General features: G+C 40.9%; 14 protein-coding genes. 4 read left to right on the top strand and 10 right to left on the bottom strand.

Features of this window, described 5'->3' with window-relative positions; translation table 11 throughout:
* Positions 1 to 7: 7 nt before the first annotated feature.
* Positions 8 to 1,024: a zinc-binding alcohol dehydrogenase family protein gene (locus ACM2FC_RS16645; RefSeq protein ID WP_498482088.1), complete on the bottom strand. Its 1,017-nt coding sequence runs from the start codon at positions 1,022 to 1,024 to the stop codon at positions 8 to 10.
* A 9-nt stretch (positions 1,025 to 1,033) separates the two neighbouring features.
* Positions 1,034 to 2,488, bottom strand: coding sequence for a mannitol dehydrogenase family protein (locus tag ACM2FC_RS16640; protein ID WP_498482087.1), 1,455 nt, complete (start codon positions 2,486 to 2,488; stop codon positions 1,034 to 1,036).
* A 425-nt stretch (positions 2,489 to 2,913) separates the two neighbouring features.
* Between ACM2FC_RS16640 and ACM2FC_RS16635 the strand changes: the two genes are divergently transcribed.
* Entirely contained in the window at positions 2,914 to 4,002 is a 1,089-nt protein-coding gene (locus tag ACM2FC_RS16635) for a 3,6-anhydro-alpha-L-galactonate cycloisomerase (protein WP_498482086.1), read from the top strand.
* A 169-nt stretch (positions 4,003 to 4,171) separates the two neighbouring features.
* Here the strand turns inward: ACM2FC_RS16635 and aldA are convergent, their stop codons facing one another.
* The 6 genes from aldA to ACM2FC_RS16605 all read right to left on the bottom strand — a co-directional run bounded on the left by aldA (position 4,172) and on the right by ACM2FC_RS16605 (position 14,293).
* The gene (gene aldA / locus ACM2FC_RS16630) at positions 4,172 to 5,614 is read right to left on the bottom strand and encodes an aldehyde dehydrogenase (RefSeq protein WP_498482085.1); all 1,443 of its coding nucleotides are present in this window, start codon (positions 5,612 to 5,614) and stop codon (positions 4,172 to 4,174) included.
* A gap of 50 nt (positions 5,615 to 5,664) precedes the next feature.
* Positions 5,665 to 7,215: an MFS transporter gene (locus tag ACM2FC_RS16625; protein WP_498482084.1), complete on the bottom strand. Its 1,551-nt coding sequence runs from the start codon at positions 7,213 to 7,215 to the stop codon at positions 5,665 to 5,667.
* Between the two features lie 329 nt (positions 7,216 to 7,544).
* On the bottom strand, positions 7,545 to 8,630 hold the full coding sequence (locus tag ACM2FC_RS16620) for a glycoside hydrolase family 117 protein (protein ID WP_498482083.1): 1,086 nt from the start codon (positions 8,628 to 8,630) through the stop codon (positions 7,545 to 7,547).
* A gap of 166 nt (positions 8,631 to 8,796) precedes the next feature.
* Positions 8,797 to 9,723 carry a GAF domain-containing protein gene (locus ACM2FC_RS16615; RefSeq protein ID WP_498482082.1) on the bottom strand — a complete coding sequence of 309 codons (927 nt, stop codon included), beginning with the start codon at positions 9,721 to 9,723 and terminating at the stop codon, positions 8,797 to 8,799.
* A gap of 351 nt (positions 9,724 to 10,074) precedes the next feature.
* Complete coding sequence (locus ACM2FC_RS16610; RefSeq protein WP_498482081.1) at positions 10,075 to 12,942, bottom strand: beta-galactosidase; 2,868 nt, start codon at positions 12,940 to 12,942, stop codon at positions 10,075 to 10,077.
* A 79-nt stretch (positions 12,943 to 13,021) separates the two neighbouring features.
* Positions 13,022 to 14,293, bottom strand: coding sequence for a carbohydrate porin (locus ACM2FC_RS16605; RefSeq protein WP_498482080.1), 1,272 nt, complete (start codon positions 14,291 to 14,293; stop codon positions 13,022 to 13,024).
* A gap of 485 nt (positions 14,294 to 14,778) precedes the next feature.
* Between ACM2FC_RS16605 and ACM2FC_RS16600 the strand changes: the two genes are divergently transcribed.
* Positions 14,779 to 15,687: a hypothetical protein gene (locus tag ACM2FC_RS16600; protein ID WP_498482079.1), complete on the top strand. Its 909-nt coding sequence runs from the start codon at positions 14,779 to 14,781 to the stop codon at positions 15,685 to 15,687.
* 239 nt (positions 15,688 to 15,926) lie between these two features.
* On the top strand, positions 15,927 to 19,007 hold the full coding sequence (locus ACM2FC_RS16595; protein ID WP_498482078.1) for a carbohydrate-binding protein: 3,081 nt from the start codon (positions 15,927 to 15,929) through the stop codon (positions 19,005 to 19,007).
* A gap of 161 nt (positions 19,008 to 19,168) precedes the next feature.
* Here ACM2FC_RS16595 and ACM2FC_RS16590 read toward each other — a convergent pair whose 3' ends face one another.
* Positions 19,169 to 20,170, bottom strand: coding sequence for a CobW family GTP-binding protein (locus ACM2FC_RS16590; RefSeq protein ID WP_498482077.1), 1,002 nt, complete (start codon positions 20,168 to 20,170; stop codon positions 19,169 to 19,171).
* Between the two features lie 234 nt (positions 20,171 to 20,404).
* On the opposite strand from ACM2FC_RS16590, the gene ACM2FC_RS16585 reads away from it, so the two are divergent.
* Positions 20,405 to 21,094 carry a DUF1826 domain-containing protein gene (locus ACM2FC_RS16585; RefSeq protein ID WP_498482076.1) on the top strand — a complete coding sequence of 230 codons (690 nt, stop codon included), beginning with the start codon at positions 20,405 to 20,407 and terminating at the stop codon, positions 21,092 to 21,094.
* A 43-nt stretch (positions 21,095 to 21,137) separates the two neighbouring features.
* On the opposite strand, the gene ACM2FC_RS16580 is transcribed toward ACM2FC_RS16585, so the two are convergent.
* Positions 21,138 to 21,305, bottom strand: a complete 168-nt coding sequence (locus tag ACM2FC_RS16580) for a hypothetical protein (protein WP_498482075.1) — start codon at positions 21,303 to 21,305, stop codon at positions 21,138 to 21,140.
* Positions 21,306 to 21,666 lie beyond the last annotated feature (361 nt).

Raw genomic sequence — 21,666 nt, 5'->3', positions numbered from 1 at the left:
CAATTCCTTAAAAGTTAATTACGCCTTTAACTAAGCTCTTGTTCTCGACAACATCTTCGCGGTAAGTGTGGCCAAACTCATAAAAGTTATATTCTTTGTTTTTCATGATTGATTGAGAAATCTTGCCTGAAGCCATGAGTTCGATAACCTTTTCAAAATCCTCGCGTGTCGCATTTCTACTGCTTAATAAAGTGGTTTCTTTTTTGTGAAAGGTCGGATCATCAAGTACTAAGTCGCCAATATACAAACCGATAAACACAATTCTCCCACCATGGCGAATCAACTCAACACTTCGACTCATAGACGCTTTATTACCTGTTGCATCCATTACGACACACGGTAAATTCCCTCCTAACGCACTCTTAAGTCTCTCATCATAATTTTCCGTCAATGGGTTTAACGCTCGGACATCAAGCACGCTCTCTACATGGGCACGTCTATTTTCATCGACATCCGCGACAACGACATTGGCACCTTCAGCTTTTGCAATAGCTGCTGCTGCTAAACCAATCGGACCAGCACCAACAACGACAATATTCTCGTTCGCTTTAATTTGCGCTCGACGAACCGCATGCGCACTAATCGCAAAGCATTCAACTAAAGCGCCTTCAGAATCAGATACAGAGTCTGGCAGCTCAACTAAATTTTCCTCGAACACTGATAGATATTCACTAAAGCCGCCATCTTGATGTACACCGTATAAAGAGACATTTTCACAACAATTGGTTTTTCCATCGTTACAAGCTGCACATTCACCACATGGGATACAAGGAATAACTGAATAACGTTTGCCTTGCTTAGGTGTCTTACACTCCTCCCCGATAGTTACTGCTTCCCCACATATTTCATGACCCAACACGCGAGGGTAAGAAAAGAACGGCTGCCTGCCAGCATAAGCGTGAATATCCGTCCCACAAATACCCACCGATTTAATTTTCAACAACACTTCGTTGGGAGCAACAGTTGGCACTTCACGCTCAACGTATGCAATCGAGTTAGGCTCATGGCAAAGTAAAGTTTTCATATCGAATTCCTATTGAATAGCTAAAGATTTAATTGTTGTTTTAATTCCGTTTTCATCGATGCTGGAGAAAGCTTCTCTGATAGCGTCTGTAAAGAGGGTTTCGGTTTCATCCACCATTTTCGCAGTTCGTAAAATTGCAGCCGCTTTTTCCAGCTTACTAATATCGGCATCTACAATTTCATGAAAAAACGAGCTCAGAGGGTCAAGAACTTCTCTATTTTGAGAAATCTCATCGATAACAAAGTGGATCCAACCTGCAACAATAAATGGTAAGATTCGAGAAGATATATCTCGCTTAGATAGCGTTTGATAAGGGTCAATGACTCGTTGCGGTAACTTTTGTGAGCCATCTACGGCGATTTGGCGCGTCTTGTGTTTAATATTTGAGTTGCTAAAACGCTCGATCAGCAAAAAAGCGTACTTATGTAAATCCACTTCTAAGCTTTCACTCAAAGATCGTGCCTGCTCGTTCACCATCAGGTTCAATGTTGCCGTCCGCAAATCACTGTCTTCCATGCATTGGTATATGTACTCATACCCAGCCAAGCTACCTATATAGGCTAAGAATGAATGACTACCGTTTAACATACGAAGTTTCATCTCCTCATACGGTAGTACGTCCTCAACTAACATGGCTCCAGCTATCTCCCAACTTGGACGACCAGCTATAAAATTATCCTCGACAACCCACTGACGGAAGTCTTCACAGACAACGCCGCAAGGGTCTTTGTACCCGGTTTCAGATTCAATGACGGCATACTGTTCTTCGGTCATGGCTGGTACGATTCGATCAACCATTGTGCTTGGGAACGACACGTTCGATTCAATCCAATGACTTAATTCAGTAGAGATATAGCTGGCAAACTCTAGAACTGCTCCTTTGATCAACAATCCATTTTCTGGAATATTGTCACATGACATAACACTAAAGCCTGATAAGCCATTTAACTTTCTTAGTCTTAAAGATTCAACGATAAGGCCAATTGCTGACTGAGGTTCACTTGGTGTTCTCAAATCTTGAGCGATAAGTCGGTTTTTCACATCAAGTTTGCGAGTTTTCGGATCAACACAGTAGCCTTTTTCAGTAATCGTCAGTGAAACAACCTTGATTTGCTCTTCACATAACTTATCTATTGCTATACCTATACCAGTATCAGGGGTATGAATTGATTCTGTTACGGTTCTAATTAGCTTTGTCTGTGTTTCCGTAGCTGATTTTTCAACCACTGAAAACAGGTGATCTTGCGTTTTCAAGTTGTCGATGAGCTCAGAGTTGCCAAACATGTTGATTTCACAAATTCCCCAACGTTCATCGGCAAGTTGGTTCGTCAAATCGTTGTACAGTGCCTGATGCCCTCGATGAAAAGCACCAAATCCTAGATGAACTATCTGTGTGGTTAGCTCATCTCTCCTATAATCTGTTTGAAACGAAAATTTTGCTTGCTCGATTTCCTGGGATGACATGGGTATATTCCTCAACTCCTATTCAGCATGTAGACCAATTCTAGCCACTAAGGTAAACCAATTAAAGAGATTTATATCACATTATCTGTTGAATTTGCCTAGATCAATACTATCTGTTTTATACTAATTAATTTTATTCGTTATTAATCAATTATTTAAAACATTAACCAGTTTAACTGTGCAATAAATTAATTTATATCTATGTGATCAGATACTGCATACCAAAATTTATTGGTTGAACTGTAGTAAGGATGAGACTTACTATCTGCAGTTAATCGTTGGTATTACTAGAGATTATTGACCTTCATCTAGACTTTAGGTTGCTAAAGCACCCTTGACCTGTGAGGCTGTGTCTTAAAAAACCAACTATAAAAAACAGTTGAATAGAGTTTCTTATTATTTTCATATAGTTAAAGGAATGGTTTATGAGTACCGCTATAAAAAATATCCAAAGCCGGCTATTTAAAGTCCCACTGAAGGAAATATTGTCAGATGCAAAGCACGGCGACCATGACCACTTTGAGTTGATTACAACCACGATTACATTAGAAGATGGCTCATCTGGTACAGGGTATAGCTACACTGGTGGTAAAGGAGGCTATGCCATTAAAGCAATGCTTGAGCACGATATTCAACCCCAGCTAATAGGTAAAGATGCCACTGATATCGAAGGTATTTATGACTTTATGGAGTGGCATATTCACTACGTTGGCAGAGGTGGTATTTCTTCTTTTGCAATGTCTTGTATTGACATAGCGCTATGGGATCTAAAGGGAAAACGGGAGAATCAACCTCTGTGGAAGATGGCTGGCGGCGTAAACAATACCTGCCAAGCGTATTGTGGCGGGATTGACTTACACTTTTCGACCGCGCGATTGCTTGAAAATATCCAAGGGTATTTAGATAGTGGCTACAACGCAGTTAAAATTAAAATTGGTCGGCCAGATCCGAATGAAGACATTGCTCGTATCAAAGCTGTTCGAGAGTTCATTGGCCCAGACGTGACATTTATGATTGATGCCAATTATTCTTTGTCTGTCGAGCAAGCTATTTCGCTATCAAAATCTGTAGAACAATATGACATTACATGGTTTGAAGAGCCTACAATCCCAGACGATTACCTCGGTTATGCTGAAATAGCAAAAAATACCAGTATTCCATTAGCAATGGGGGAAAATCTACATACTATTCATGAGTTTGGTTATGCTTATGATCAAGCGCAACTTGGTTTTATCCAGCCAGATGCTTCAAATTGTGGTGGTATCACTGGCTGGCTAAATGCAGCACGGTTAGCAAGCAAGTATAAGTTGCCGATATGTAGCCATGGAATGCAAGAGCTTCATGTAAGCCTAGTTTCTGCGTTTGACACTGGTTGGTTAGAAGTACATAGCTTCCCTATTGATGAATATACCAAGCGTCCTCTCGTGGTTGATAACCACAGAGCCGTCGCACCAGACACCGCCGGCACCGGCGTTGAATTTGATTTTGATAAGTTAGCGCCTTTCGAAGTCTAGTGGCTTAAACGTAGGTTAAGCTCTTTTAATATAAAATACATAAACCTAGCACTTGATAATCAATGCTAGGTTTTTATTTAGCCACAGAATTCTCTAAGTGATAACACGTACAAAAAAGTGCCTTCACGTATATGAAGGCACTTTTCATAGTTAACGACTTATTAAGCGGTTATCCATAATTTACATAGAAGGTTTTTTTCTCTAGGTACTGCTCAAAGCCATACTTGCCGTCTTCACCGCCAGTACCACTTAGTTTATAGCCGTTATGGAAGCCTTGATGCTGCTCTCCATGACCACGATTAACGTAGATTTCACCTGATTCCAACTCATTAGTTAACCTATGAACGTACTGCATATTCTGAGTAAAAATCATGGCAGCCAAGCCGTACTCACTCTCGTTAGAGTACTGGACAACTTGTTCAAACGTATCAAACTTTAACACAGGCAAAATTGGACCAAATGCTTCTTTCCTTACGATGGACATGTCTTGTGTAACATCACCAAGAACAGTAGGTTCAAACCAGAACCCTTTCTCAAACTCTTTCCCTTCTGGACGCTTTCCGCCATGCAGTAGCTTAGCTCCTTCATCCAACGCTTCCGCAACAAGCTCTTCCATATGTTCAAGTTCTTGCTTATTTACCTTTGGCCCCATGTCTGAACACTCATCCATTGGATTACCAACTTTAAGCGCTTGAACCTTCTCCATAAATAAGCTCATAAACTCATCATATACGCTGCTGTGAACATACAAACGCTCATTACACGTACAAACTTGACCACAATTATCGAAACGAGAGTGCAGAGCGGCGTCCGCCGCTTTTTCTAGATCAGCATCCTCCATGACAATAAATGGCGCTTTACCACCAAGTTCCAGTTGAACATGGGCCATATTGTTTGCAGATGCTTTAATTATCGATTGTCCAGTAGGAGTACTACCAGTCATAGTCACCATATTTGTATCTGTATGAGAAACAAGTGCGTTACCTAGTGAACGACCACCACCAGTTACAATATTAAGAACCCCTGCAGGTATCCCAACTTTTTCAGCAATGTAACCCAGCTCAAGCGTCGCTAGAGGTGTTTCCATCGTTGGTTTAACGATAATACTATTCCCTGCGACTAACGCTGGGCCAATCTTACGACCAGCTAGTGCAAGTGGAAAGTTCCAAGCGGTGATCGCGACAACAACACCTCGTGGTATTTTCTGAATCCAAATATGTTCATTTGCATTATCAGACTGGACAATATCACCATCCATTTGCCTTGCCCAATCACAAGCATACTCAATAAAGGTCGCAGTAACTTCCACTTCCATTTTCGCGACTTTCAGTAACTTCCCTTGCTCTTTTACCAGTAACTCCGCTAAGTATTCCTTACGATTTCTAATTTCTTGAGCAAATTCTCGTAACAGATTTGCACGTTCCTTGGCTGGTTTCATTTTCCAAGTTTTTTGGGCAGCTTTTGCGGTATCCATGATTAGCTGGCAATCAGTTTCATCTGCAAATTGAACTTCAGCAACTACCTCTTCTGTAGATGGACTGACTACCGTTTCAATTTGACCATTTTTTGCATCGATCCACTCACCACCAACATACATCTGATAACGTTTCATATAAATATATCCTATAAAATTACAAATTTAACCAATTGATTTTAATATCTTTATTTAATTAGAAGTTCTTCTAACTCCTCTATTGATTTGTTTTTTGTTTCTGGTAGAGAATAAAAGAAAATAACAAACCCTATTAGTGCAAAGGTTGCGTACATAAGGAATGTATTCGCAGCGCCCATGTGGGACAGCTGCCATGGAAAAAACTGTTGAATTAAGTAACTCGCAATGCTGGTAACAAACGCAAACGTTGGTATCGCTGTACTTCTCACAGAGTTCGGGAATATTTCAGAAAGTAGTACCCACATGATAGGACCAATGGAGATATTAAATGCAGCGATAAAGGACAGTATACCAAACAAAACTAACAGCGGATTAATCACTATTGAGCTTTCTATTATTTTACCCTGATTTAATCGCAAGTAATCTGAGCTGTAACGCTCTTTTAACGCATCCTTAAACGCCGTATCTGAAGAATAGGTTATCCCGATCATTGACTTAAGGGGGGTAACGTCTATTTGAGACTCAAGCTTTTGCACAGTTTCGGCTGAAACGTCATATCGTGCATTGTTAAACCCATACCAACAAAGCCCATGGCTTACAACAGCAGTCGCTAGTCCTAATAATATTAATGGCCTGCGTCCTACTCTATCGATAAATGCAATCGCGACTCCTGTAAAGACCACACTAACCAATCCTATATACACAGCTTGTTGAAAAGAAGCATCAACACCAAAACCGACTTGTTCAAACACAGTTGGTGCATAAAATAGTATCGCGTTCATACCAGTGACACCTTGTATCACTGCGATAGTAAAACCTATAAAGAAGACCTTGCGCATATTGGATGAAATCAGCCGGCGTAACTGTTGCTTACACTTCAACTGCTCGACGTCTTCTAAGCTCGATTTTATCGACTCTAAGACCGTTATTCTTTCCGCTGAGTTTGAGTATATTTTCCTCAAAACAAAATCTGCCTGTTCTTCTCTACCTTTTGAAATCAACCACCTAGGAGATTCTGGGATTTTAAATAATAAAGCAAACCAAGCAATTGCGGGTAACAACTCTGTAGCAAACATCACTCGCCAAATAAAACGGTCTGACAGGAATGTAAAATGCTCAGAGGCTAAACTAACTAGGTAGTAGTTAATGAAATAGGTCGCTGCCAGCCCTAAAACTATCGTCAGCTGATTAGCTGCAACTAACTTTCCTCTTATTGTCGCAGGTGATATTTCACCGATATACATTGAGGCTATAGAAAGTGAACAAAATGCAAGACCCCCTATAAATCTTGCTATAAATAACATCTCATAAGAGTTGGCAAGTGTTGAGCTCAACGCTGAAAAAAGGTAAAGAAAAGCAACGACTAATAGTGTTTTCTTTCTACCATATTCCTCTACTGCCTTCCCAGTAAAAATTAAAGCAATGATAGCACCTAGGCTTGGTGCGCCGACGACTGCGCCAATTTGAAGGTCAGATAAAGAAAACTCTGAACTGATGTATCTTATCGTCCCAGATACAACTGCAGCATCAAGTCCGAACACAAATCCACCCAGTGCAACAATGAGGGCGTAAAAACTCGCATTTTTATATGTTGTAATCATAGTTATCTTATAGTTATTGGGTACAGGCGGATAACTTACTACATCTGGGCGACCAATATTGTGCTTTTGATCTCATTGGTCAACATGTTAGTTAATTTTGGTTACTGTGTATAAGAGCTTACCTGATTTAAAATTCACCCACCATAAGTACGAGACACATGCTATTTCTACCTCGCTAAATAGAACGATGAAAATTGTAAATTTTACTTTAGGGCATGTAGCCCCATTAACCTGATCTCAAGATGAGAAAGTTAATAAAGCACTAATACTCAATGATTTTATTTGTTGAAAATATCAGTGCTGACACACCTAAATTATCGCAGTTTAGATTAGTTACAATTCTGGAATGTACCAGGATTTAATATTTGTCGTCTTGCTTTATAGCGGCATATGTAATTCCAGTTCCAAGATGGATCATATTTATGACATAGCCCCCAAGGTAAACCAGATTCATCGGCCAGTTCTTCAGTTGAAGGCCGATAAATACCAAGTGCTTCAGGAGCACCCTTAATGTGGGAAAGAATTTCAAAGTTGATGCCATCTTCAGCCCACTGAACTGTGTTTTTTTCAGGACCATCTGTCGTGATTAAAGAGGCTATTCCCCCTTTGTGGTGCCAAACGGCTATTTCATGACCACTATTAGATATTGGGTTGTACTCAGATTTTGTATAGGGCCCAAGGATATTATCGGCAATGGCTACACCATGTTTGATCTCACGGCCACCCATATTCATTTCTTCACCCATGGTTTCGCCTTTGTAGTACAAATAAAACTTAGTTTTATAATACATTAGACATGGATCGTGAACTTTATGACTGTCAAAACTTCCTTTGCTCTTTACTAAAAACCTATTGTCTTCTTCACCAGCCCATTCTCCATCTTTTTCTGGACTGAGGATTGGCTCATTTGATTTATACCAAGGCCCATAGGGTGAATTTGCCCAAGCGATGGCAATTTGTTCAAACTGACGATTTGTATAAGGTGCTTGGACCGTTTGATAAACTAAATAAAATTTATCTTCGTGCGCTAATACTTCAGGTGTAAAAACCGCTCTATCATCATAGCGGCCAGGTTCGCCGGCTTGGATTGCAGGCCCAACTTCAGACCAAGTTTCCTTATCTTCTGAAGTTGCATGCCAAATTTCTGTTTTGTCCCAAGGAAACACTTTGTCATCTGGGTTACCAGTAAACCCTTTTGTATCGCCTTCGCCTTTGGTATACCAGCAGTGGTAAACCCCTGCGACTTTAATTACAGCAGTTGGATCGCGGCGTATGACGCCCTCTTCGTAAGCTAAATCTCCTTTTAGCTCAGAAGTTTCAAATTCAATAACCCATTCAGCATCGCGTTCATCATAGCCACGCTCTAGTGCACGCTTGGATGCTAAACTTAATTTTTTACCAGAATTAGTACTCATACGTTCTACCCTATTGGCAACTTTTTAGTGAATTAACCGCAGCTAAAGGTAAACCAATATTAAGTAATTGTTCAACAAAAAGAGTTGAGATATAAGAGCATGCGCAAATTTTAAAGCCGCAGATCGAATTCACGACTGCGGCTTTGTATACATAATTGCCAAAAAGTTATTTTGCTGCGTTTTTTGCACTCATTAGTAGTTGCTTAAGCTCTGCAATATTTGCGCGTGGATTTGATGCAATCCCATAGCGGAATGCAAGAGGATAGACAAAATTACTTTTCGCATTGAATGAGTTAACAGCAGCATCTAACCGCTTTAACGCGATATGCGCGACCTTTTCACCGGAACCCGCTAAAAATATAGCAAATTGATCATTTTCAATTCGAGCAAAAACATCGGATTCACGAAACGTAGTTTGTATGATAGACGCAAACCCTTTTATTAATTCGTTATTTTCTTGTTGACTTGCAGTTGGTGGAAGGAGGAGCTCAAGGTGAGCTAGAGAATAAGGATACTTTCCAAATTGACAATAACTAAGCGTTTTTTGCGCAAGAGAGCAAAAGCCTCTTTGGTTCGATAATTGGGTGAGAGAATCTATCGACCTATCATGATGATCGGATAATTCACTCTCCACCTCCTTCGCAATTTCGATCAAACGTGCGGCATTTTGGCGGCTGAACACTCTTGGTTTATCATCAATAATGCATAACGCCCCTAATACAGTATCATCGCCATAAACTAGAGGAACCCCTGCATAAAAGCGAATGTTCGGCTCTCCAATTACAAGGGGGTTATCTAAGAACCTAGGATCTTTCGACGCATCTTCAATCACTAACGGATCTTTTGTTAATATTGCGTGACCACAGATTGAAATATCTCTTGGGGCTTTTTTTGCGGGTAGGCCAAAACAAGACTTAAACCAAATCCAGTTTTCATCAACCAGGCTCACAATTGCGATTGGAACATCGTAGAGTTGTCGAACAACTCTAGTGACTCTATCAAACCTTTCTTCATAACCAGATTCGATAATTCCAAGGCGTCGTAAATTTCTTAGCCTTTTACCTTCATTGGCAGGAATTTGTGGTTGAAGCATCTCGGCACACTCCTTTATGTTTGTATCTATCAACTGTTAGAAAACGTAATAATTAGAAAATCCTTATATATACCTGTAAAACGCAGAATTACCCACTATAGGCAGAAGTATCAACAGTTGGGCAGAGCTTTATTCTAATTGAGTGTTGAAGTTTGAGCGATTTAACACTTACAAACTTTAGATATTCAAAGATATTGGATCAGTTGCACTAAAGTAGCTTTTTGGGGAATGAAGCTTGCTAATACACATAGCGCACCAAATTAATACCACCAAATTGGTAAATTTAGTAGGTAGCGGTGTCCCGAGTTACACACCGCCATATACTGCTAAATGAATCGACGAAACCAGACGTTAATTTATCTGCTTGTTCACTCTTTTAAGGTCACCAAACCTGTCTTTATATAAGTTTTTATTGACTTGCTTCGCAGCCTTAACTAATTCGGTGTATGGGGTATCCGATATAGAGACAAATCCTATATTGTAATTTTCTCCGTCCCACGCTCGCCCAGTGGCAGGCGAATCAAGGTATTGGAACCAGTGAGCACCAACAAAATATGGATTTTCTATTACGCTCTTCATGTAATGGGTATACATATTTGCTCGCTCTTCTTGATTTGGCACTGTAACAATCCCTCCATGAAATAAACCGCTATCAGTGGCACCAAAATGAAACTCTCCAATCACGCTAGGCTTATCTAGTTCGGGAAGCAGGTTTTTCCAATGGGCTTTCTTGCCATTTAAATCGTTGGCGTAGAGGTTGTAACTCATCACATCAACGTACTTTGCTGCCCCTTTTGCAATTTCCGGAGTTACTCCCCAATCGGAAAACCGTGACCCCATATAGAGATGGTGTGGTAGCACTCGTTTAACTTCAGTTCGAACAATTGAGAAATACTTCGCTGATAGCATGGTGAGCATATCGGAATAATCCACCTTCATGCCAGGGGTTAGTGCTTTTCGATAATCAAACTTTTTATCAAACTCAGACCAAGAAGCGATACTCACATTCCACGAGCGATTGAGAGCCTCAACTGTTTTATATTTCTGCTTAAGATGGTCCGAAAACGCTTTTTTGGCCGGACTTTCATCTGCGTTATAACTAAGGGCGTTTATAATCAAACCAAAATGGTTAGCCTCATTGATTACATTTCCCCAGCTGATTTCGTTGTCAACAAACACTCCAACTAACCAAGGATCGCTGTCCTGCACTTTTTTAGCCAACTGCTCAGCCATTTGGTGCGTATCAACCTCAAACTGTGGGTCAAATGGATCGTGGATAGGCCCCCAATAATCGTTACCCGTACTTATACGTTTATGGTTTCCTTCAATCCACCCATGCACTTCATAAGCTACTCTCTCGTTACCGTAAAAAATAGGATCGATCCAATTGCCAAGGGTCGTAAAGCCCCAGTTTTCCATGCGATCAAGCGTCACGTCTTTCCAGACTTGCATCGTTTCAGGTTTATCTTTGCCGTACTTACGCATTAAGTTAGCCCGATAAAAGCTAAAGACTTCCCCCTTTTCTAAAGCGCCAGAATGAATGTAATCTGAATAGTCATAATTTACTGAAAGCTTATCATTTTCATCAGGCAACCAAGTAAACATCGAACGCCTAAGCTCAGAAGAGACATGTTTCCCTTTGTGAAGGGCTGGCTCAACGTAATCTTCTCCGGTAATTGTGACAGTGTCATTCATACGGATATTATCGAGCCCAGTCATAAAGAATAAGTAACCCTCTGGGTCAACGAGACTCCATTTGCCATCCACCTTTTCGGTTCTAAAAAACCCCGTCGCTTTAAGCTTAGGCCCATCTTTCCACCCGCCATACAGACTTCGATCAGACATCGCGCTAACTTTTCCTAGCTCAGCTAAATCTTTTTCACCTTGAGCTCTTAACTCAGCGTCGGAATGCACCTTATCAGGCCAATCATATCCTGTATATTGACCATACTGATCCACTATATTTTGGTAGCGAGATCCATCGTTATCCAAACTTGGAATCAAACGAATTGAGCGGACCAACACTTTACTGTCTTTGGTGGGGTTTTGTTGGTAAAGCTGTAGCGAGACAATATTAGATAGGTTTAAGTCCTTCACTCCCCAGCCATAACTTATTGGCTGTGCATCATACGCTTTTTTCGGTGGCTCACTGCGCATCCCAGAAACTAACTGACCTTGTCTTTCTTCCAAGGACAAATAATAAGTGCCATCTTTGTTCGGTTGCAAAGTGACATACCCTGTCATGCTGTCATTTACACCATCGGCGGTACCACCTATTTCTTTCCGCTCAGCTTGATCGATACGAACATACATTTGAATCGCTTCGTCAGACAGATTCTCTACATCGAAAGCTAAGTCGAAATTATCAAAACTACTCCAATTCCAAGCTTGTTTCGGTTTAAACATTACGCTTGGATAATCAGTATTAGCGATAAAGTTTATTTCTAGACCTTTGCCTTCTATTGGCTGAATTTGTGTCCCTGAACTTTGTTTAGAGATCAGGGATAGCGGTTTGCTTTCAAAGTCAGATATCTGCTTAATTGTCGGTATTGGTCCAGCATCGATCTCTATTTCTTGTGCTGAAATATAGTCCCCTGTTGTTTGCAACAATTTGAAGTCCTTCAAAATGACATTTTGTTCTCGGATAGGGCCTTGGACGTAAACTTGTAACTCAACTAAATTCCGTAGATTTAAATTCTTCCCTCCCCAATATCCTTCTAGACCGCGCTTACTTCCATTAAATAGGACTTCGATAGTTTGCTCAGCATCAGCTGGAATACTCACCGCATAATTTAACTGATGATCAGCAGCGCCATTTTGTCCTAGCTGATCAACAACTTTAAAAATAATATTGGCCTCATTATCCATTGGGTTACTGACTAATACTTTAAAACCTCCCCTATTGTTCCAGTTCCATACTTTATCCTTGGGAAACAATTTTATACTTGGCCATAACACCTTACTATCGTCTTCCGATACTTCTGAAAAAGTAATATTCAATATAGAATTGTTTGTTGCAGGAGTATTATTGAGCTCTGCATGGTGCGTAGTTATAGCAGCCTTACTCAACATCCCTAATGATTCGTTTTGCGCTTCGTCACTGATATAAGCATCTTCTTTATCAAAATCTGAATTATTCGATTCAGTTAGCTGGCACCCAGTGAAGCCAATTGCAACAAGTGAAGCTATTGTAGCTACCTTAAATTTGTTATTTAGCATAACTCGATCACTCTAGTCCTTAAGTTTTTCGTATGTATTAACATGACAAATGAGCGAATAATCGCTCACTTATGGGGGATTACCACCAAGCCTCGAACTGGACACCGAATGTTAGAGCATCTGCTGTACCCAACGAAATACTAGTGTCTGTGTTGTAACGGTCATAAACCTTAGTTTCGACGTCTTGTTTGGCATAGGTAACAAAATAGTGAATAACCGGTCTATCCCAGAATCCACTACCAATATGCATGTCTTGAGAAACTGTGACCTTGTAACCTGAATTAGTGCCACTATCTGACGCATTCACTGCATCAAAACTAATCGTTTCATAGCCAAGTTCTAAAGATGTGGAAAACCTTTGACTCCAAGTGTAGGAATTACGAAAAACAAACGCATCCCAATTCGAGTTGTTTATTGTCATCCCCGTATCTTCACGAGACTTGTCATCATAAATTGCGGTTTCATGCTGCCACAAATAGGCAATTCTATATTTCTCTGTAATAGCCCTAAAACCTTGGAAAAATCCACCTATTTGGTGAGAGGGAAACGCTTCCCAACTTCTCGTCATGGAACCCGAAGCATTGTTACTCAAACGAATAAATACTTCATCGTAGTCGACTGCATCTCCAAAACGAAGTTTCGATGCAAGTTGAGTCGCATCAGGGTGTGAGTCTTTTTGGGTATCTTGGTCTGGCCCCATGTAGGTTCCATAGTTTGCATAGAGAGCCAAATCTACTCGCTCGGATACTTTAATATCTTGAATTGAAGAGGTGAAAGCGACTATTTGGCCTTGGTCAGGTGCCTCATCATAAAGATCGCGTGTTACCCCTAAATGAAGTCTACCGAACCCTAAATCGTAGTCTTCCATACCAAAACCTTCACCATCATTGGACATCGATTGAGAATCTGAAAGAAACACATCAACACGATCGTAGTAACGCTTACCTGCCCAGAATGTCGCTGTAGGATTTTCCGGCAGAACGCCAGAGCCTTGCACCCATAACTCATCAAGGGCAAGATCGGTACCATAGACAATATTGGTATTTATGCCCCAATTCATGTCATTTTTTTCAGCCCAGTTGTAACCTTGGTGGAGTTCCAACCAGTTGGCTTCATTTCCGAGCCTACCTCCAGAAGCGTTGGTATAGGTATTACCCGGTAAACGAAATATATTCATCCCATTATTTGCCCAATCGTATCCAGCCTTATTTAATATTGGGTCGTTCGTTATTCCTATCCCTCCTTTTGCATATCCATGAAAAGTAAATCCTTCTTCCGCATAAACGCCTGATGCAAAAATTAACAACAAGCTTGGGCACACTGCTAAACGTCCAATATTTTTTAACTTCATTAATCATCCCTATTGGCATTATTTGCCTATTATTTTGGTTAACCTTTTTAGTAAGTTTGCAAGGCATATTAGGGAAACATTATCCAAACTAATGAGATTAGGTTATCAATATTCACAATTGGTCAACCTTTATTCTATAGAGACAAAACACTAATCAGAGAAAGGGTATACTTTTTAAGTATCAAACACTTAATTATTCTTTTGTTTGGTGTGACTTATTTGTAAGGTCTGATTGACTTTTTATAAATGTGACGAAAATCCACAAAAACTACTTGAATATCAACCTTCCTGCTTACCATGTCTTAGTTCACATGTTTACGGTATTTCATTCATATTTGCGTTTAAAATTCTCAATAAATGTATTCGAGCTTCACACTTTGCAGGTTCAAATTAATAAATTTTGAATAAACCCTCTAGTACACGGTGGAATTGGTTGATGTTTGATCATAGATTACGCATCAAACATTAACCAATTGGTATTAAACATGAAAATTAACACTCGTAAATCACTATTATTGGCTGTTTTTAGTGGCATAATTTCCACACCTCTATATGCAGCAGATTGGGATAACATTCCCATTCCAGCCCCTATAGAAAGTGGAAAATATTGGCAACTTCAGGATGCATATTCGGATTCATTCGACTACACCGGTAAGCCAAGTGAGTTTTATAACAAGTGGAAGGACGCATATTTTAACAATTGGACTGGCCCTGGTTTAACACATTGGGACAGTAATGAATCTTGGGTAGCCGATGGAAATCTAATTATCAGTGCATCCCGTCGGCAAGGAACAAATAAAGTAAACGCTGGCGTAATCACTTCAAAAACAAAAGTAAAATATCCCATCTTCTTAGAAGCAAATATAAAAGTCAGTAACTTAGAATTATCCTCCAATTTTTGGATGCTCAGCGAATCTGATGAGCGAGAAATAGACATGCTAGAAGTCTATGGTGGCGCAAGTGATACTTGGTTTGCTAAAAATATGTCGACAAATTTCCACGTATTTGTCCGGAACTTAGATAACTCCATTAAGAACGACTACAACGACCAAACCCATAATGAGCCAACTTGGGGCACCTATTGGCGCGATGGCTTCCACCGTTTTGGTGTGTATTGGAAAAGCCCAACAGACGTCACTTTTTACATTGACGGCCAACAAACCCCAAACGGGTCTTGGCAGCAGGTCAATATGGTAGATAAGGACTATACCGGCGGTCAAATGGACAAATCTCAATACAACATGGACCAAGAAATGTACATCATCATCGACACAGAAGATCACGCTTGGCGCTCCGATCAAGGCATTATCGCCTCAGATGCAGATCTTGCGGATGACAGCAAAAACAAAATGTATGTTGATTGGATCCGTGTTTATAAGCCTGTTAGTTATTAAAGCTTCTATCGAACCCTTCTATTAACCTCTGCTAGGACAAGGCAGCATACAAAGTATAAAAGGAGAATCATTACAACGTCACGAAAGCAAATTCATATTGATATCCAAATAATATAATCGGCCAGCATTGATGACATCGGAGTAAGTCGAAACATTTCAGGTAACCGAATGTTAGAGACTGCGTCATTGCTATAGGTTCGAAGTGAAATAATCAATGTATTTAAAACATAGGATGTTTTATGTCTATAAAGATTAGAAATAAGGCTCCCTTGTACTTGGCTATTGCTGCAATTACGAGCATTGGAATATGTTCAGCAGCTTTTAGTAACACATCCCAAGTACAAGCGAACGAGCTTATACCCAGCAGTGTAAACATTCAATCAAGTACCAGTGCTAATTCGATCCCAGTTTCTGGGAGTTTTGTACTTGAAGCTGAAGATTATCAAGGCGTGGGCGGCAGCGTCCAAACCTACTCTATCCCCTCTGGTAGCGCCGTTAACTATTTTAATTCAGGAGACTATCTAGAGTTTTACGTAGACCTCGATAAGTCGGGTTTATACAGTGTGACCTATACCGTTGCTACTGGTAACTCAAGCGATACAGCCGCAGGGTTAATGCTAACCGATCACGAAGGCAACTTATCCCTGAAAAATACGACTAATATTTCCAGTGTCAATGGTGATTGGGATTCCTACTACGACCAAGTAGGTTCCAGCACATTTAATATGTATGCTGGCAACAACACTATTCGCGTGGTCGGCTCAGGCTCTGCTGACTTTCAATTTAATATTGATAAAATCACATTTACCCGCCTTGGTGACGCGGACAATACCCTCGACAGTGATAACGATGGCGTCCCTGATATTTTAGATCAATGCCCAAACAGCCCAGCAAATGAACAAGCAGATGAGAACGGATGCACACCAAGCCAATTGGACAGTGACAACGATGGCGTAAATGATGCACTCGATCAGTGTCCAAACACTCCGCCAGGCTCTTTTGTTGATTCTACTGGCTGTGTCAGTACAGGTGGTGACGACGACGACTTTGATGGTGTGCCAAACGCGCTAGATCAATGTCCGGACACACCTTACGGAACCAATGTAGATGCTCGTGGATGTTCGATTTCAGGCAATGATGACGACAATGATGGAATCACTAACGACTTAGACTTGTGTCCGAATACGCCTGAAAGCGAGTTTGCCAACCACGAAGGTTGCTCTCCTTCTCAGTTAAGCAATAAAGAAACCGTCAAAGTATCGGTTAACGCGAATATCTTACACGAAGTCAATGGCGTATCAGACTTTGGTCGAGATAGACATATTACCGTACATAGTGGTGTGTTTGAGAATGACTGGATTGGCCACACTGATAAGCTCAACTATCTGTTGAACACACTTGATGCGTATATGGGACGTGATAACGGCTCTGCAACATGGCGCTTCCAAGAAACAGAGCAAGATCCAAACAAACCAAACTGGCCAGATATGGACTGGATGGTAGACCGGGGTAAAGTGTTACGTGAGTTGTATGAAAATACCCTAGTCAATCATATGTTCCCTGCGAGCAAAACAGAATTGATTGGGGGTACTAACCCTCACCCAGTTTACCCTACGTTGAGTTGGTACCCGAACGGCATGACGTACACCGGTTGGCAACCAAAAGACATCGAAACCTCCGCCGCTTGGGTTGCACAGTATTTGAAAAATTACTATGCAAACTCCGGCAATGGTTACGTGGGTGAGCCAATGCCAAAATATTGGGAAGTAATCAACGAACCGGACATGGAAATGAAAACTGGTCAGTTCATGGTCACAAACCAAGAAGAAATATGGCGTTATCACAAGCTTGTTGCGGAAAAAATTCGTGAAGCACTAGGAGATGAAGCACCAATGATTGGGGGAATGACATGGGGTCAACACGATTTCTATCGTCGCGATGGCATTTCTCGTTTCGCTGATGATGCCTACGACCAATGGATTTTTGACGATGATCCTGAGGTTCAGGAAGCTGCAAGAGAATTTTATCGGAATGCAATGACCACAGAGGTTGATGACACCCGTGATCAAGATTGGTATCAATGGGATGTCATGTGGCGTGGCTTCATGGAAGCAGCTGGCGACGATATGGATTTTTACTCCGTACACATCTACGACTGGCCAAGTGCAGACATCGGCGGCCCTGCAACTATTCGTCGTGGTGGCCATGTACAAGCCATGCTCGATATGATGGAGTGGTACGATGTTAAGAAACATGGATTCGCTAACCGCAAGCCTATCGTATTGTCTGAATACGGTGCCGTTCAAGGTGGCTGGGATAACAGGCAGCATGAAGAACGTTTTGATATTGAAAGCCTTAAAGCATTCAATGGCATGCTTATGCAGTTCCTTGAAAGGCCTGACTACGTGATCAAATCAATGCCTTTCACACCAGCGAAACCTATTTGGGGTTATATGCCAGGCGGATGTGCATACGATGATAATGTTCAATGCACGGTACCATACCACTACGGTATGATGCTTGAGTCTGAGTTAAACAATGGTGATTGGCAGTGGACTTCTTATATCAAGTTCTACGAACTGTGGGCAGATGTCGATGGAACACGCGTTGACGCACACTCAACCGATCCAGACGTACAAGTTAATGCCTACGTCAACGGAAGTGAGCTATTTGTTATCATCAACAACCTTGAAAACTACGACACGACTATTGACCTAAACGTCCATGGTCTAACAGGGCTAGATGTTAGCAACGTTGAAATGCGTCAAATGTATTTCGACGGCTACGATGAAACCGTACTAGAAAGGCGCCATAAAAAGCAGAAACCTACTAGCTTAACGCTTGCTGCAGATGGCACGGTCGTTCTTCGGTATAAGCTAACTGGTGACATTAAAATTGATCAAAAAGTCACTGAACACAAATACTTTGGTGAAAGTGTAAGTGGCGGTACTCTTCCTAATCGTATCAGTGTTGCAGGTGGAGCGAAGACGCTAAACGTTAATAACGTCAGTATTCCGACTGGTGCAGCAGAGGCTATGTTACGTTTGACAGTCGCGCTATATCCAGCAGCTGACGATATTGAAGGAGGCTTCTTGACTATCAATTCGCTCATTATCAATGGTAAAGAAGTAGAAACACCAATCGACTGGAGAGGCCCTGCAGAGAACTCTGCAGAAAAGTATTTCGCTACTCTAGAAATACCAGTACCAGTCGATGTTCTCTCTACAGACAACACCATTAATGTAGATTTCAAACACAATGGTGATCTAGCCGTTGCTAGTATTGTAGTGTGGGATTTCACAACGCAGCCAGAGCGCTAATGTAATCCATAGTTTGGGACGTTAAAGGTCGCTCGCTTCCCAAAACTATGAGTGCAAACCCAATCGGTTACAATGTCACTTAAATGTAGATATTGTAACCGTTTTTTATTGACCAGAAGATCGAATAACTCAATAAAGAGCAAAGGACTTAGAGCACTAGTCTATATCCTCGCCTTCAATAATTCGGACTCAATCTGATCATCGAGCGTCTGAGCTATTATTTCAATTCGACTCTCTTCACAATCATCAAGCTCAATCATATTTAATGCATCAGGGGTTAGGTTATACCCAAAAACCCCGTTGTCTGTAATAAACACCGCTTTCATTCTTTCGGCATGTATTGTGCCTAAAACTGACGACAGCTTTTGATGGTTAAAGACTATATCTGGGGCAAATCTCCACCCTACACTCTTAAACCCTTCCCCTTTGTTCTCTGCCCTTATATAACCAACTTCTGGTATAGGTTCATCTGAGACTAAAGGTTTGCGATTGTTTGAGGGATGATGGTGATGATCATGAATTAGCTTGTTGGCAGTAGAGCCGTTCAACTCGCTTAAATCTATGTTGGCTGACTCAGAAAAGATAACTTGAGTGTGTGATTGAGCATTCTCTTGAACGTATTTTATCAACAGTTCACTATCTTTCTCGCCATACAGATCCAGCTTATTGCCGACCACTGTATCTGCCATTAAGATTTGTTGATTAAAGGTTTCATGCTTTGTAAACTCTTCATCCTTCAATTTACGCGCATCGACTAAAGTGAGCGTTTTTTGCAATGACAATAATTCTTGATAATGTCCTGTTGAAAGGACTTGCAATACTTCTTTTGGGTGGCCTAGCCCCGTAGGCTCTACAAGTAAGCGATCAGGTTTTGCTCTGCTCAACAGCTGGCTCAATGCAATTTGCATCGGTAAGCCTGCGGCACAACACATACATCCGCCGGGGACTTCTTGGAAAAATACATCTTTGGCATTTTGGCTGTGTCCTTCAAACAGGCTTCCATCTACTCCTATTTCGCCAAATTCATTAACCAACACGGCCCAGCGTTCATGTGGTGGCTTCTTTTGCAGTAAATTCAATATTGCCGTTGTTTTACCAACACCTAAAAAGCCCGTAATGACGTTGGTTGGTATTGCACTAGGTTTATTTTTATCTAAGTCCATGTAACGCCTTGTTTATGATGCTTGATTAATTATGAATAACAGTTGATAGAATCTTAGTTCATTGACCAGTCTAATGTAAGTTTAAGCAGAGTAAGACTTAAGTTTATTAGGTATCTAGCACACCTTAGGTATGCCATGACAGGTATTGTAACTCACAAACATTATGTTATAACATAACATTTTAAGGATTATAATATTTACTTCTATTCGTCACATCTAAAGTCGAGAAGCACTATGGCGACAACAGCTAATTTATCAGAAATGAACACGCAAATGATGCCAAATGCAGTAGATCAACTGCGCTACGCTAAGCATGGCAACACTCCTGTTGTCTTTACGGAAATATATAACGAATCACACAACATCACTGTTTGGCAATGCGATTTGCCTGTCCCGATTAAAAAGTCAGTAGACACATTCACAAAAGAGAATCCGATATTCCAACGCTCTATTACTGTCTCACCCGAAACGGCTACTGATGTTGTCGAGAAGCTACTCAATGATTCGGAATACAGTCCGCTAGTTGAAAACATCGCTGAACTTGTAGAAATGTTTTGTTGCCTATTTGATCTTTCACATGTTGGGCTGCGCCTTACAACATTAAACACCGCCATGTGCCCAAAGTTCCACGTAGATAAAGTCGCCTGTCGATTAGTTACAACCTATCAAGGACTTGCAACCGAATGGCTACCTCACAATACAATAGATCGAACTAAGCTTGGCCATGGTAGCAATGGGCTATCGGATAGTGAATCTGGTTTATATAGTAAACCAAGCGATATTCAACAGTTGGACTGTGGTGATGTAGCTTTACTAAAAGGTGAACTTTGGGAAGGTAATGAAAACGCTGGATTGGTACATCGCTCTCCGGATATATCTTCCGGAGAACGACGTTTATTGTTAACTCTAGATTTTGCTGACTAACACTTGGTAGGAAAGGACATCTATTTTGAGCGGTTTAACCGCTCTACTTATCTTCATCAACTCGCTGAAATTTCGCTTTTTTCTCATCGACTAATTGTGCTGCATATGCCGGAGTTACGGCACGACGCTCACCTTTCTCAATATACATGTCTCCTTCCCAAGCATTATCTTTGTAATGGCCGGATTCCAGAAACTCGATTACTACTTTCATAACTATCCCTCTGACAACATACGTAACTTAAAGTTTATATTACAAATTTTAGTGTAGGATGACTGCCTTTTCCAAGCAGTTCCCTGTGGAAAAGTGCGCTCAAACGTAATTGAACAAATAGTATTCACTTAAACGCTATTCCGCTTTATGTTTAATAAACAACAACACATACGTTTGCCGATGAAATGAGATTCAATATAAATCGTTTACACCTTGAATTTGGCATCTTTCGCCTATCGGGAGAGATAGATCAAACCACACAACAAGTGATATTTAGCTCTGTTGAAATGAAGGGGGACAGATGGATGTTAAAGAATCAACCAACCTTCCTGTTCAGGCTAAAACTTACTTAGTAAATTAG

The organism is Vibrio sp. A37 (genome assembly GCF_059777565.1).
The sequence above is the reverse complement of the archived record's forward strand: the minus strand, read 5'-3'. Positions and strand labels throughout refer to the sequence as shown.